This is a genomic window from Mesorhizobium sp. M1A.F.Ca.IN.020.03.2.1 (assembly GCF_004023205.1).
In the GTDB taxonomy this organism is placed as follows: Bacteria; Pseudomonadota; Alphaproteobacteria; order Rhizobiales; family Rhizobiaceae; genus Mesorhizobium.
In genome coordinates this window covers 16780-30344 of sequence record NZ_RZSV01000052.1, presented here as the reverse complement: position 1 = coordinate 30344, position 13565 = coordinate 16780, and the positions used below count along the sequence as shown (strand labels likewise).

Here is a 13565-nt window from a genome sequence, read left to right as displayed (position 1 = left end):
GCAGTCACGGCCGGCGGACCACCGCATCGAGCGCGCCGATGGCGGCGCCGGCCGTGACTGCAATGTCCTCGATGCCTTGTCCCGCAACCGTTTGGGTGTCGAGGGCGGCCCCGCGCAACCCAGGTCGGCACCGTTGCCATCGGTGCGATCGAAGAGGCGCCGCCAAGCACGCCACGGCGAGACAGAGAGGGGTTGGGTCGCAGAATCATCGCAAGCACGATGAGTCATGACGGCGCTTTTAGCAATCTATTTGCGCAGAAAGCGCTGTGCTTGTCGGCATCATAAAACGAATGATAATGTTGCCTTATCAGTCGTTTAACTCTTCACGAGTTCGTCCCTGCTAACAAGTAAGTCTCGACAGGGCACCTTTTTGCGCAGCCGGACGAAATTCCGTTCGGTCATGTCACGAAACGCTCGGCCCGCTCCTCTGCCGGCCGATGGTCAACGAAATCCCCTCCCCTAGCTGCGGTTGATCTCGGGGTCGTAGAAGCTGGCGCTGCTGACGCCCGACTTCAGATTGTCGGGAACGATCAGCCGGGGAACGCCTCCGAAGAAACGAAACATCCGGACATGCGAGCCGATCCAGTCCGGGAGCGTTTGCGTCCAAGTTGCCTCCGCAAAGGTGAAGCTGGATGCGCCGAGCACTGCCACGAAGATCTCTGCCTCGCGGATCTCACCGGTCTTGCGATCAACAATCGGGATCTTCTTGCCGGAATAGTCGACGAAGACCTTGTCGCCGGCCGCATGCTCCTGGCGCATCATCGGCGAAAGCCGCTGCTCGAAACTGCGAAAGAGTTCGCAGAAGCGGCTAATATGTTCGGCATAACACTTCACCTGTTATGTTGCGGCCAAATTTATGTTGCGTCTCCGGGGGATGAGCCAAGGATGTCAGTGATTTCCTTGGCCCAAGCCGCCACATAAGAAGAACGGCGATGGTAGTTCGCTACAGGGCTTTCAGGAATGCCATTAATGACGGCAGAGATCGCTGCCGTGGGGGCTCTTTCAAGCCGCTGACTTCAACCTTGGCCAACGCCTTTGCCTTCATTTCCAGATCAACCTCGGCGTAGATGTGCGTGGTGTCCAACGACACATGGCCGAGCCAGGCGCGGATCGTGTCGATATCGACGCCGGCACGCAGGAGGTGGACGGCTGTCGTGTGACGAATCGTATGGGGCTGACGCGCTTCGTGGCCACGGCCTGACGCGCTTCGTGGCCACGGTCGGCACGGTTTTTCTCGCCATGGCGGCATATTGCGTCACGACGCGGTGTATTCCGAACCGTGTCAAAGGTTCCTTCATCCGCCCCAGAAAGACTGCATCGCTCCTATCCCGATCGGTCACGAGGCGAGCCAGCGATATCGCACGACGACGCGACACTTGAGCGGCTGCTGTTTGGCCGTGCCGGTCGTCCGCCGCAAGACCTAAGCGAACCGAACTTTGCGCTGATCGCCAGGGAGTTGAAGCGCAAGGGGGTGACGCTGACGCTGTTGTGGCAGGAGTATCGCGCCGCCAACCCCGACGGCTACGGCTACACCTGGTTCTGCGAGCACTTCGCCGCTTTCGAGCGCCGGACGAGCGCGACATTCCGCAACCGGCATGCGGCGGGCGCGGTGATGCAGACGGACTATGCCGGGCAGACGGTGCCGGTGATCGATCCGGCGACCGGCATCATTTACCCGGCGCACATTTTTGTCGCGGTGCTGGGCGCCTCCAATCTGACCTTCGCCTTTGCCAGCTCCAGCCAGAAGCTGCCGGACTGGATCGAGGGCCAGGTGCGAGCGCTCGCCTTCTTCGGCGGCGTCACCAGAGCGATCGTGTGCGACAACCTGAAGGCCGGTGTCGTCAAGACGCTGTGGTTCGAGCCGACGCTGAACGCGACCTTTGCCGCGATGGCCGAGCATTACGACACCACCATCCTGCCGACCCGCAGCCGCAAGCCGCGCGACAAGGGCAAGGTCGAAGGCGCGGTGCTGATTGTCGAGCGCTGGATTCTGGCGCGGCTGAGGAACCGATCCTTCTTCTCGATCGCCGAGCTCAACGCGGCGATCGCCGAACTGCTCGAGGAGCTGAACAACCGGCCGATGCGCCATGTCGGCCAAAGCCGCCGCGAACTGTTCGGGGAGATCGAGCGGCTGCCTTGAAGCCGCTGCCGGCGGCACCGTTCGAATACGCCGAGTGGAAGTCGGCGAAGGTCCATCCTGACTACCATGTCGAGGTCGACAAGACCTTTTACTCGGTGCCGCACCGGCTGATCGGGCGCACCGTCGAGGTGCGGCTCACGCATCGAGTGGTCGAGATCTTCCACGATCACCAGCGTGTCGCCAGCCATGTCCGTCGCTCACAGCGTTCCGGCCATGTCACCGTCAACGAACACATGCCCAAGGCGCACCAGCGCTACGCCAACACCACGCCGGCCAGCCTGATCAGCAGGGCGGCCAGGATCGGCCCCAACGCCGCCATCCTGGTCGAGCGCATGATGCGCGACCGGCCGCATCCGGAACAGGGATATCGCTCGGCCATGGGCATCCTGTCGCTGGCGCCGCGCTATGGGCCGGAGCGTCTCGATGCCGCCTGCGAGCGGGCGCTGCTGATCAACGCGATCGCCTACTCCTCCGTCACCGCCATCCTCAAAGCCGGCCTCGACCGGGCCAGCTCCGCAGAACCGGCAAAGCCGACACCCCAGACGCCAACATCCGCGGCTCCACCTATTACCGTGAAGGAAAAAGAAAGAATGCTGACGAACCCTACCCTCGACCAGATGCAGGCCCTCGGTCTGGCCGGCATGGCTGCCGCCTGGCGCGAACTGGCCGAACGCAACAACGCCAACGAACTCAGCCGTGACGAGTGGCTCGGCCTGATGCTCGACCGCGAGGTCGCCATGCGGGCCGACAAGCGCGTCCGGAACCGGCTCGCCTCAGCCAGGCTGCGCTTTCCCGAAGCCTGCATCGAGGACATCGACTTTGCCGCGCCGCGCGGACTCGACCGGCGCAGCACCATGGCGCTCGCCCAGGGCAAATGGCTGAAAACTCATGAGAACCTGATCGTCACCGGCCAGACCGGAACCGGCAAGTCGTGGCTGGCCTGCGCCTTCGGACGGCAAGCGGCACGGCTCGATCATTCCGTGCTCTATGTGCGCGTGCCGCGCCTGTTCGAGGATTTGGCGCTCGCTCGTCTCGATGGCCGCTTCCCACGCCTCATCGACAAACTCACCCGCGCGCAACTGCTCATCCTCGATGACTTCGGAACTCACAGCCTCACCGACCAACAGCGCTTCCATCTGTTCGAAATCGTCGAGGAACGCTATCGCCGCAAATCCACCCTGATCACCGCCCAGCTCCAGGGCGACGCGGGCCTTCCGTAACGAGACGAGCAGCCGCTCCAGTAGGACTTCATCCAATTCGGATGCTAGGCCCGAAACGCCGGTCGTGCTCAACGATCCGGTCCTGTATCGACACTACGGTTTCATAACGAGCTACAAGGCTCGTGAGGACTTCCTGATGATCGGAGGTCATACGCTGCCCGTTCTGGGCAAGGAGCGGGCATCAAGCTTAAGGCGTTCATAAAGAACGGCCTCATCGAACTCGCCGTCCGAGAACAGTGCCATTACGCTCACGCTCAGGCGCTCCGCCTGCATGCTACTAACGGAGATACCTGCCTCGGCGCAGACACGATCAAAGACCTGCTTCAACAAAGCCAGGTCGCTGGGATAGGCAATGCCACTCATTGAGCTGGTGTTACTGACCATAGCTGTTCCTCCCATTAGGGCGGAAGGGTGGCCGTCGCTCAACGGCGATGCCACATGTAAATCGCCGATGGAAGCAGGCTACTCCGATTCATGCGGAGAGTCTGGGAAAGGGCTGCTAGAGTTCTGCTCACCGAAGTCGCGCCTCCCGAGACAGAACCCAAGCAGCGATCCTTGGTCAATTCCAAGATATCAAGAGTTGGAAACGTACCAAACAGAGGATGGGGATGTTTGGTATTCAGTGAGGCGCTTTCTATGGACACGCTCAAGTGGCTTCTCAGCTGCTGAACTGCGGCATGCACTAAATCGCCACCTGTGTTCCGATCTCGACGACGCGTCCGGTCGGGATCTGGAAATATTCCGTTGCGTCGGCCGCCGTGCGCGCCAGCCCGATGAACAGCTTGTCCTGCCAGACCGGCATGCCGGAATTGGGCGAGGCCTTGAGCGAGCGCCGCGACAGGAAGAAAGAGGTCGTCATGATGTCGAACTTCCAGCCCTGCTTGCGGCAGATCGCCAGCGCGCGCGGGATATTGGGCTGCTCCATATAGCCGAAGGTCAGCGTCACCCGCATGAACAGCTCGTTGATCGTTTCCATCTTGACCCGGTCACTGTCGGGCACGACGGGTTGTTGCGCCGTCACCACCGAGAGGATGACATTCTGTTCGTGCAGCACCTTGTAGTGCTTCAGGCTGTGCATCAACGCGGTCGGCGCGCTGGCGGGATCGCTGGTCAGGAACACGGCCGTACCGGACATCAGCTGCGGTTTCCTCTTCAACAGATTGCCTGCAAGGGAATCGAGCGGAATCTCGTTCCTGCGCGTCTTGTCGAATAGATACCTGGTGCCTCTTATCCAAGTCCACATGGTCATCACGATCACTGCGGCAATGGCAAGCGAGGCCCAGCCGCCTTCGAATACCTTGACGATGTTGGCTGCAAAGAAGCCGGTATCGATGAAGACGAACACCGCCATTAAGGCTATCGCGACGCCGAGCGGCCATTTCCAGATGCGCGTCATGACGACATAAAGCAGTATGTTCGTCACCAGCATGTTGCCTGTCACCGAAATGCCGTAGGCCGAGGCAAGCTTGCTGGATTCGCCAAAGCCGACCACCAGCAGCATCACCACGAGCGCCAGTAGCATGTTGACGCGCGGCATATAGATCTGGCCGGATTGTCTTTCCGACGTATGCAGGATTTCCAGGCGCGGCAGCATGTTGAGCTGCACTGCTTGCCTGGTCAGCGAGAAAGCGCCGGAGATCACCGCCTGGCTGGCGATCACGGTCGCCGCCGTCGCCAGCACCACCATCGGGATAAGCATCCGGCCTTCGTTCATCTCGAAGAAGGGATGACCGACGACACCGCCATTCGCCAGCACGAAGGCGCCTTGCCCGACATAGTTGAGCAACAGGCAAGGAAACACGATGGCCAGCCAGGCAAGCACGATCGGCTTGCGCCCGAAATGGCCGAGGTCGGCATAGAGCGCCTCAGCGCCGGTGACGGCGAGAAAAACCGCACCAACCGTGACGAAGGCGACTTCGGGCGAGTTGATCAGGAATGACACGATATAATGCGGGCTGATTGCCAGCAGGATTTCCGGGTCGTCCATGATGTGGTTGAGGCCGGAAAGGCCGATGGCCAGGAACCACAGCGCGGTAACGGGCCCGAACACCAATCCTACGCCGCCGGTGCCAAACCGCTGTACCGCAAACACGACCGCCAGAATGGCCAGTGTCAGCGGCACCACATAGGGCTGGAAGGTCGGCGTGACGACATTCATACCTTCGACCGCCGACAGCACCGAGATCGCCGGCGTAATGACTGCGTCGCCGAAAAAAAGCGCCGCGCCGACAATGCCGATGCCGAGGATCACCGCCGAGCGCGTCGGGAAACTGTTGCGCGCCAGCGCCATCAGCGACAGCACCCCGCCCTCGCCGCGATTGTCGGCACGGAGCACGAACATGATGTATTTGATGGTGACGGTGATCGTCAGCGACCAGATGATCAGCGAGAGTACGCCGAGGATGTCGCCACGGTTGGCGACGTTGCCACCGGCCGATGCGTGCAACGCCTCTCGGAATGCATAGATCGGGCTGGTGCCGATATCGCCGTAAACCACGCCCAACGCGCCCAGCATCAGCACCTTGGTGCTGTGCTGCTCGACCTCAGAATGGCTCGATTGTTCGACAGGTTCTGCCTCGTTACCAGCATTGGTAAGGGCCATGGACGACACTCCCATAAGCGGGCGGTGCTCTACGCTTGCTGCACTGCAATATCAAGTGCCGTCACGTAATGTCTGCGTCTCGGTATTGCCTATCGCTCGTCGGCTTCGCAGACTCGTCAGCCCCGAAGCGGCTTGGGAATTTTTGCGAGACTACGCTGAAGCTCCGGGAGCAACGATGCCCCGAGCCAGTATCGGATTAGGTCGATGCTCGGGCGCGCGAGCTCAGATGCCGAGAGCTTAAATTAACGCTGTAGCCGTGTAACAGACTGTGTAACAAATGCCGCGAAAAGTTCAATATTTTCAAGGACGTAAGCGTCAAGTCGAAAGACGCTCTCGCCGCCATCTTCAAGTGGTAAGGGCGATCAGATCTCGGGGAAATTGGAGGCAGCAGCGGACCTGCGACTTGCTCAACGCTCCGCTTCTGAGATAAGGTTGGGATGCGATGGCATTGAGCGAATAGAGCGATTTCCGGGAACCGAACCAATCCACAGAAATATTTTGTTGGTATTTTTGTTGGCTATCCCTGCTCTTGTGTGGGCGTCAACTATTTGGAAACAAAGCCAGATTTCCTTCGCTTCGAATCCGCCTCTGGCACCATCACCCTCTTCTCCCCGCATTCGCTTTCGCCGAAGCTTCTACGCTGCAGCAAGCAGCTGGTGTTGGCGATCTTTTTGCTAGCGATGGCGCAATTTGGCGGGATTAGGAGCGCTGCGCTGGAGCTGTTACGGCTGCACGCTTGCCAGCCGGTTTAGCCGTGCCCAGGTTCTTCGAGCTTTTCCAGTCTCGCGGACAGCCGGTCAAGGTCAGTTGTGCCCTGGCCGAAAAGGCTCATGGCCCTCATGGCGACCAACTGGCGGTCTTCCTCGCTCTCAAGTCCATGCCTTGAACAATAGCGATGGACAGCTTTTGAGAGGATTTCAAGTTGGGTGGAATCCAAAACACCATGCAGGGACATGCGTGCCTCCTAGCCAGGGGCGAAAGCACGATACCGCTTTCAAGCGTCCGCTTGCCTCACTACTCGGTACGAACGACAAAGGGGTGATACGCCTCTCCGGCAAGTCGCGCGCTAACAAATGAGGCCGTGATGAAAATCGCGCCTGAGCGGTTACGTCTTCTTGAGAAGGCGCGCCTGCCGAAGAAGCGAAGCTGCGTCGATGCTGATCAAGTCGATGAGCTCGCGTGCTTGGCTGCGGGGATGCCGGTCCCGCGGGGCTGAAATCGCACCCGAAATTCCTTTTCGGCCTGTGACATTCCACCTGAACGTCGGGTACGCGAGCCTTGGCGGCGGCCCGTCTCGCTTGTCATGTGACAGCCATCAAAGACCCAAGAATATCAATCGGCACTTCGCGAACGTTTTCTCCGCTCCAGGCTTTTCGCCTTTCGGCGAGCGATTCTGAGTTCGCCAAGCGTCGGCCGCCACCACCCTCTCGATCGTTCCGCTGATCCGGCAGGACGCCGCGCCGGCCATGTCTTGATCAGTTCAGCCAAGGTCGGCGGCCGCCACCTCGCCCAAACGGCGCCGAAGCCGGTCTCCATCGACTGTGGGTAGAACGGCGCCAGCTCAGAGGGGTCGGCGAGCTCGCCTGAAATCCCGGTGAAGACAACAACGTCATATTGCACCGTCGCCACGGCGCGACCGAGCGGAGGCAGGTCTTCGGCTGGAACCGGATAGCGCCGGCGCCTGCGTTCGGCATGGCGCAGCCTGGCGGCCTTGTGCTCATCGGAGTGTTTACCAGCCTCCCGCCGGCGTTTCCTCTCCTCCGGCTCGGCGCGCTGGGCGGCTCTTTCGATGCTTGGCCAACGGCGCCGCAGCTCCTCATAAGCGCGAAAAGGCACCCGCCAGACCCGCAGTTCGTCGTCCCAACTCGCCCATGGAACCGCTCGCAGTCCTCCAGCACGGTCTTCGAATAAGGCGCGCGAATGCGCAGGTCGTCCGCGACTTCCAGATAGTGGCTCGACAGTGGATCGAAGGCGAAGGCATCCCGCCCCTTACTGTCGTCATGGGCTGCGCGAGCCGCTGTCTCCTGTGCCAGCCAGCGCTCGATCCGCCGCGCCGCCGTTTTTCCGGGCACGAACCAGCTCCTGAGCTCGTCGTTCCACCTCGCGCGCGGAAACGCAAGCTGGAACCGCTCAACTGCCGCTCGATCGTACGGGAAGCGCGCTTCGGCACCACGAGGCTTCTGCGGTTCAAAATGGGCTTCGGATTTTTCCATCGGATTGCGCTTGCTAGCTCTGCTCGCAAGGAACGCCGCGCAAGTTCCTTGGGTTCAAGCCACACAGCCGAGACAAGCCGAACTGCTCGAGGAACCGCGAGCGGAAACCTTCCCGGCATTCGACGGTTAATCCGGATCAGGAGAGGTCAGCCCATGGCGAGACGACGTGATGCAGATGAAACAGCGGCGAGCCGGCCCAGAAGGCCACGTTCGCGCCCGCTGAAAGGCGAAGAAACGGAAGTGAACCATATCGTGGTAACGCAAAACATCTCGCCGGCTCAGGCGCGGGAGCTGGTGCGACGTCACGGAAACGATTGGCGCAAGATCGATGAGGCCGCCAAATCCTACAAGAAAGACAGCTAGTATTCCAAACCAAGTATCGGGGTGACTGCCCGGAGAGATCATCGGCCAAGATAACCGGATGACCAGGATCGCTACTTTCAACGTAAATGGCGTCAATGGGCGATTGCCGGTCCTCCTGAAATGGCTTGGCGAAACCGGCTATGACATCGTCTGCCTGCAGGAGCTCAAGACATCCGATGAGAAGTTCCCTGCCGAGGCGATCCGGCAGGCTGGCTACTGCGCCGTCTGGCATGGGCAGAAATCTTACAACGGCGTAGCGATTCTGGCCCGTGGGAAACAGCCGCAGGAGCGCAGGCGCGGACTGCCAGGCGACCCGGACGATACGCACAGCCGCTACATCGAGGCCGAGGTGGATGGGCTGGTGATCGGCTGCATCTATCTGCCGAACGGCAATCCCGCGCCTGGACCTAAATTCGATTACAAGCTCGCGTGGTTCCAGCGTTTGATCAGCTATTCCCAGACCTTGCTTAAAGAGGAAACGGTCCTGTGCGGCGATTACAACGTGGTGCCAACCCTGATTGATGCGGTGGTGCCGGCGCGCTGGTTGGGCGATGCAGTGTTTTTCCCGCAGAGTCGTGACGCTTACGCCGATTTGCTGAAGATGGGCTGGACGGATGCGGTTCGGCAGATCCATCCCGAGAAGAGGGTCTACACCTACTGGAACTTCTCCTACCGGGGCGGTTATGACCGGAGCTCCGGCCTGCGAATGGACCATCTCCTGATCAGTCCGGCACTTTCAAACCGGCTGCGAGGGGCGGGCGTCGATGCTGCGGTAAGAGCTTTGGAAAGGCCAAGCGATCATGCCCCGGCGTGGATCGAGCTGACCTGGCCTGGAAAGCTCGACTGAGGTTCCGATGGCCTGCCCAGGAGCGGCATCAGCCCGAGCGTATCACGCCGGGCTCATCGGTCTGTTCGTGGGCTTGTCCGACAGCTTGGGGCGCGGCCACAAGGTCCTGGAATCCGATCGTGGCGACCAGATACCCCGCTTCGTCGTAGATTCTCGTAACCCACGATGTCGGGTCGACGCCTTCGACAATCCCATCGAGCATCGCCTCCTTAGCCGCGCGTTTCGCCTCGGCCTTGGCGGCATCCAAATTTTCCATGTCGACCTGGATGGCCGGCTGCGCCGTACTTTCGATGAACTCAAAACGGAACTTCGGCATTGGTTTCTCCATTCGGCGCCGCCGGGAGCGGATCGGGCGGGCTCTCAATCTTGCCATTGCTGGAAGTTTCGTCTCCGAGCACTGTTTCCGCGATGTATTGCTTGAGATCGCCGACTTCGTCGCCGATATCCTCAGCCAGTATTCCCAGGCCTTCGGCATCGGCGATGCATTGTTCGGCGAGCTTCTCGGCGGCGATTTCGGCCGGGATTGCAGCTGCGGCTTCCGCCTTGTGCTCGTCGATCCATTCCCCGACGAAATGTGCGGTCTTGTTCACGATGATATCCGGTTCCTGAGCGGAAACCGTGTCAGCGTCAGTTGGCTTCGTGTCCATGTCTAAACCCGCCCTCTAGGATCCTTCTTCAACGCCGATTGCCTGCGAAGGATGCAGGCGTGGTCGAAAGTTGTTATAGCTTCAGGCTTGCACTTCAGACTCCCGGGTCAAGGCTGGAACCTGCGTCAGGATCAACAGTTCTTGAGCATGGCAAATCACCCGATAACGAGTTTCCTCACCTCAATCGGGACTTTAGCGTCCCGTCCCGCCGCATTCCTGGTGCTGCTGGCCTACGCAGCACTGTGTGTCGTTTTCGATCGGCAAAGTCTGAATTGGTATGGGGCGGCCACCCTGGCGCCTCCAGCGGGCGCGTGAAAGGTGAGATTTGGTCGGAACCGGCGGAGACTGCTCAGCAGCCTCAAGTATTTGGCCGTCGCGCTTGTCGCCAGTCTGGTCACGCTGCTCGCGATCAACTTGATCCCCGAGACCCGTGTCATCCGCACCATCGTGCCGCACCGTTTCGATGCGGCAGATCCGCAATTCGCAAGGAGCATGAGCAGCTATTCGCAGGGGCAGATGTTCGAGGCGAACGCCGTGCAGACCCTCGTCAACGGCGACGAGATTTTTCCCGCCATGCTGCAAGCGATCCGTTCGGCCCGAAAGACCATCAACATGGAAACCTACATCTATTGGTCGGGCTCGGTCGGCTACGAGTTCGCCACGTCTTTGGCTGCGAAAGCCCGAGAGGGTGTCGAAGTGCGCGTGCTCGTCGATTGGCTTGGCAGTCTTCCCTTCGATGAGAAGCTGATCCAAATCATGACGAGTGCTGGCGTTCGGTTCGAGCGCTATCGGCCGATCCACTGGTACACGCTCGACCGCGTCAACAACCGGACGCATCGCAAGCTGCTCATTGTGGACGGGCGGGTCGCCTTCACAGGCGGGGTCGGCATCGCGGACAACTGGCTGGGAGATGCGCGCAACCCCAATGAGTGGCGCGACACGCACTACCAGATCGAAGGGCCTGCTGTGCCCGGGTTCCAGGCGGCCTTCGCCGAGAACTGGCTGGAAACAGTGGGCGAGACGTTGCAGGGCGAGAACTTCTACCTGCCGCCCGAAGCCGCGGGTGCGCTCCGTGCCCAGCTGATCCTTTCTTCGCAGCCGAACGGCTCCGAAAACATGGAGCTGATGATGCTGGCCGCCATAGCCGCGGCCAAAGACCACCTGCGCATCGGCATGGCCTATTTCGTCCCGGACGACATCGCCCTGCAGCAGATATTGGACGCCAGAAAAAGAGGCGTCGCCGTCGATGTGATCGTTCCCAATTCCCTGACGGATGTTCCGATCGTCCGCAAAGCTTCGCGCTATTTCTGGGGCAAATTGCTCGAGGCCGGGGTGCGGATCTACGAGTTTCAGCCCACGATGTATCACCCCAAACTGCTGATCGTGGACGACGTCTGGGCGAGCTTCGGTTCCACCAACCTGGACCAGCGGTCTTTGCGTTTGAACGATGAGGCCACGCTCAACGTCTATGGCAAGGAATTCGCACGAACGCAGATCGACTTGTTCAACGAAGATCTGAAGCGCTCGAGGCAGATCAGCCTTGCCGAATGGAGATCGCGTCCCATGCGCGAAAAGTTCACCGATTGGCTGGCCAGCACGCTCCACGCGCAGCTCTAGTCAGCCCATGGAGCCGAACGCAAACACCAGCCGCTGCTTGTCTCTTCGGCCGCCCGTCACCCAGATCGGCGGAGTTGCCAACCCACCCCAGGTGAGCCAGGGTCGGCCGCCACGGGGCGGCTCTTGACGCCGAAAATCGCGCTTCCAATATTTCACCTCAGCGCCGCCGGCACATGCCCAACACCTTGCTGAGCATCTGTTTGGCCTGCCGGCGATTGGCGCATCAAGCGGAGGAAGGTCATGGGCCCAAATGTCTTCGGGGAGCCCGTTGGGCGTGCTTTGATTTCTCGGCAAAGCGACAACTATGGTCACGACCACGGCGCGGCAGAACCAGGCGCGATGAGCACTGATGTGTTCGCTGAACCTGTCCTTGTTGATGACGTGCCATTTGGCGTGAGGAAAATCCGTTGCGCGATGGACGCCATCGAATTCCTGGAGGAGTGGCCGTTCGAGAAGCGGTGCCGCCTGCACGGTTTGGCCAGCGACGCTTGCTGCGCGGCATATGATGGCCGCGGGCCGGTCGCCGCGGCCAGGAAAGTGTTCGTCAGCTGGGCGATCCAGACCGGGATTTGCGCGAGCGCGCCTTGCCTCGAGCTCGACGCCGCCGAGGCAGCGGATCAAGTCACAGGCAGTGGCACGTCCTGATGAGGAAGAACACGCCGACCCCATAGGGAAGCAACAAAAGCAGCAGGGCCAGCCAGTAACCGGGCTGTGCGATCGGCGCGAAATCTGAACGAAGCTGCTCCATTGCCCGTCCAACGCAGGGCGGCACAGCTGGTTCCTCTACTGCACATGTCGCAAGACCAAGCAGCCGCGTACCTCCTGCTGTTGACGGCTGCAGCAATCGAGGAACGCTGGCCGCCTCCCAGGAGCGGTGATGGCACCGCCAGGTCCTTGGTGCTGTTGGGCCGGACTTCGATATGGATGCACCTGCCACACGCAATTCTTGCAGTCCCTTTCTGGGCAGCAGGAACAAAGGGGCTCGTTGTCCGTTCGGTTTCGCGCAGCAAGAGCAGGATCAGCTTGCAGAACGGCGAGACCGGAGTTTCTGCCGCCAGATTTCTGTTTTCCCTTGTTGTCCGCGTTGAACAAGGTGTTCCGAAGCGCCATGCATTTCCGCCAGTGTCCGTCGGCCGCTCTTGGCCTCCTGCTCTTGGCCATCGCGGTGCTGCCACACAATCCCGCTTGGGCGCAAGCGCCCTGCCCGACCGATCACGACAAACTGCTGTCGGCCTTGAAGGCCAATGTCAAGGCGAGTGGCGGGCCGGCAAATGGCGGCTTCGAAAGCAATGAATGGGCCGCGATCGTTGCCCGTGACGGTACGGTCTGCGCCGTCGCCTTCAGCGGCCCTACCGTGGACGCGCAATGGCCCGGCAGCCGGCTGGTCGCGGCCGAGAAGGCCAACACGGCCAACGGGCTCAGCCTGGCGAATATGGCCCTGTCGACCGCCAATCTTTATGCCGGCGTGCAACCAGGCGGGCCGCTGTTCGGCCTGCAGGCCACCAACCCCGTCAATCAGGCGGCGGCTTACGCCGGCGACGCCAAGACATTCGGCAGCCCCAATGACCCGCTGATCGGCAAACCGATCGGAGGCGTGGTGGTGTTCGGCGGAGGCCTGGCCCTGTACGACGGCAAGGCGATCGTCGGCGGCCTCGGGGTCAGCGGCGATTCCTCCTGCGCCGACCACAACGTCGCCTGGCGCGTCCGCGCAGCGCTCGGCCTCGACAAGGTTCCGGCAGGCGTCAATCCCAACCGCAAGGACGCCATCATCTACGACCTCGACCCAGGCGGCAAAAGCGCATCCGGCTGGGGTCATCCGCTTTGCGCCGGGCGCGAGGCCGACATAGCCGCCGAACTGGGCGCCAGCGTCGGAGGCTCGGTCCCGAAATGAAGGCAGCGCGACAGCTGACGGCGAG

At 61.0% G+C, this 13565-nt stretch carries 11 protein-coding genes and 4 pseudogenes; 7 read left to right on the top strand and 8 right to left on the bottom strand.

Annotation, left to right across the window (positions count from 1 at the left end):
• Window positions 1-462: 462 nt before the first annotated feature.
• The 3 genes and pseudogenes from EOA79_RS11315 to EOA79_RS33525 form a co-directional block, all read right to left on the bottom strand.
• Window positions 463-810: pseudogene (locus tag EOA79_RS11315) on the bottom strand (IS21 family transposase); the annotation flags it as partial.
• A gap of 133 nt (window positions 811-943) precedes the next feature.
• The gene (locus tag EOA79_RS33530) at window positions 944-1084 is read right to left on the bottom strand and encodes a hypothetical protein (protein WP_236473399.1); all 141 of its coding nucleotides are present in this window, start codon (window positions 1082-1084) and stop codon (window positions 944-946) included.
• A 27-nt stretch (window positions 1085-1111) separates the two neighbouring features.
• Window positions 1112-1249 (bottom strand): annotated as a pseudogene (locus EOA79_RS33525) (hypothetical protein); the annotation flags it as partial.
• 63 nt (window positions 1250-1312) lie between these two features.
• On the opposite strand from EOA79_RS33525, the pseudogene istA reads away from it, so the two are divergent.
• Both istA and EOA79_RS11300 read left to right on the top strand, forming a co-directional pair.
• A pseudogene (istA, locus tag EOA79_RS11305) lies at window positions 1313-2714 on the top strand (IS21 family transposase); the annotation flags it as partial.
• Window positions 2715-2730: 16 nt separating this feature from the next.
• Window positions 2731-3333, top strand: a pseudogene (locus tag EOA79_RS11300) (ATP-binding protein); the annotation flags it as partial.
• Between the two features lie 174 nt (window positions 3334-3507).
• Here the strand turns inward: EOA79_RS11300 and EOA79_RS11295 are convergent.
• The 3 genes from EOA79_RS11295 to EOA79_RS11285 all read right to left on the bottom strand — a co-directional run bounded on the left by EOA79_RS11295 (window position 3508) and on the right by EOA79_RS11285 (window position 6917).
• Window positions 3508-3744, bottom strand: coding sequence for a hypothetical protein (locus EOA79_RS11295; RefSeq protein ID WP_091600251.1), 237 nt, complete (start codon window positions 3742-3744; stop codon window positions 3508-3510).
• 298 nt (window positions 3745-4042) lie between these two features.
• Window positions 4043-5962, bottom strand: coding sequence for a potassium transporter Kup (locus EOA79_RS11290; protein ID WP_091600265.1), 1920 nt, complete (start codon window positions 5960-5962; stop codon window positions 4043-4045).
• A 748-nt stretch (window positions 5963-6710) separates the two neighbouring features.
• Window positions 6711-6917, bottom strand: a complete 207-nt coding sequence (locus tag EOA79_RS11285) for a hypothetical protein (protein ID WP_066993806.1) — start codon at window positions 6915-6917, stop codon at window positions 6711-6713.
• A gap of 1411 nt (window positions 6918-8328) precedes the next feature.
• Between EOA79_RS11285 and EOA79_RS11275 the strand changes: the two genes are divergently transcribed.
• On the top strand, window positions 8329-8538 hold the full coding sequence (locus EOA79_RS11275; protein WP_127334815.1) for a hypothetical protein: 210 nt from the start codon (window positions 8329-8331) through the stop codon (window positions 8536-8538).
• 58 nt (window positions 8539-8596) lie between these two features.
• Window positions 8597-9385: an exodeoxyribonuclease III gene (gene xth, locus EOA79_RS11270; protein WP_095826011.1), complete on the top strand. Its 789-nt coding sequence runs from the start codon at window positions 8597-8599 to the stop codon at window positions 9383-9385.
• Between the two features lie 28 nt (window positions 9386-9413).
• Here xth and EOA79_RS11265 read toward each other — a convergent pair whose 3' ends face one another.
• Complete coding sequence (locus EOA79_RS11265) at window positions 9414-9701, bottom strand: hypothetical protein (RefSeq protein ID WP_066993818.1); 288 nt, start codon at window positions 9699-9701, stop codon at window positions 9414-9416.
• A complete protein-coding gene (locus EOA79_RS11260; RefSeq protein ID WP_164748151.1) occupies window positions 9682-9975 on the bottom strand; it encodes a DUF768 domain-containing protein in 294 nt (97 codons plus the stop codon). The genes EOA79_RS11265 and EOA79_RS11260 overlap by 20 nt, the downstream gene beginning before the upstream one ends.
• A 423-nt stretch (window positions 9976-10398) precedes the next feature.
• On the opposite strand from EOA79_RS11260, the gene EOA79_RS11255 reads away from it, so the two are divergent.
• The 3 genes from EOA79_RS11255 to EOA79_RS11245 all read left to right on the top strand — a co-directional run bounded on the left by EOA79_RS11255 (window position 10399) and on the right by EOA79_RS11245 (window position 13540).
• Window positions 10399-11649 carry a phospholipase D-like domain-containing protein gene (locus EOA79_RS11255; protein WP_245322485.1) on the top strand — a complete coding sequence of 417 codons (1251 nt, stop codon included), beginning with the start codon at window positions 10399-10401 and terminating at the stop codon, window positions 11647-11649.
• A gap of 240 nt (window positions 11650-11889) precedes the next feature.
• Window positions 11890-12294, top strand: a complete 405-nt coding sequence (locus EOA79_RS11250; protein ID WP_095782978.1) for a DUF982 domain-containing protein — start codon at window positions 11890-11892, stop codon at window positions 12292-12294.
• Between the two features lie 463 nt (window positions 12295-12757).
• Window positions 12758-13540: a heme-binding protein gene (locus EOA79_RS11245; protein WP_245322486.1), complete on the top strand. Its 783-nt coding sequence runs from the start codon at window positions 12758-12760 to the stop codon at window positions 13538-13540.
• Window positions 13541-13565: the final 25 nt, after the last annotated feature.

What these genes read in the sequence shown, in the direction of transcription:
- EOA79_RS11290 (WP_091600265.1), bottom strand. Translation starts at nt 5,962, where the DNA reads ATGGCCCTTACCAATGCTGGTAACGAGGCAGAACCTGTCGAACAATCG.
- xth (WP_095826011.1), top strand. Translation starts at nt 8,597, where the DNA reads ATGACCAGGATCGCTACTTTCAACGTAAATGGCGTCAATGGGCGATTG.
- EOA79_RS11295 (WP_091600251.1), bottom strand. Translation starts at nt 3,744, where the DNA reads ATGGTCAGTAACACCAGCTCAATGAGTGGCATTGCCTATCCCAGCGAC.
- EOA79_RS11265 (WP_066993818.1), bottom strand. Translation starts at nt 9,701, where the DNA reads ATGCCGAAGTTCCGTTTTGAGTTCATCGAAAGTACGGCGCAGCCGGCC.
- EOA79_RS11245 (WP_245322486.1), top strand. Translation starts at nt 12,758, where the DNA reads ATGCATTTCCGCCAGTGTCCGTCGGCCGCTCTTGGCCTCCTGCTCTTG.
- EOA79_RS11285 (WP_066993806.1), bottom strand. Translation starts at nt 6,917, where the DNA reads ATGTCCCTGCATGGTGTTTTGGATTCCACCCAACTTGAAATCCTCTCA.
- EOA79_RS11250 (WP_095782978.1), top strand. Translation starts at nt 11,890, where the DNA reads ATGGGCCCAAATGTCTTCGGGGAGCCCGTTGGGCGTGCTTTGATTTCT.
- EOA79_RS11275 (WP_127334815.1), top strand. Translation starts at nt 8,329, where the DNA reads ATGGCGAGACGACGTGATGCAGATGAAACAGCGGCGAGCCGGCCCAGA.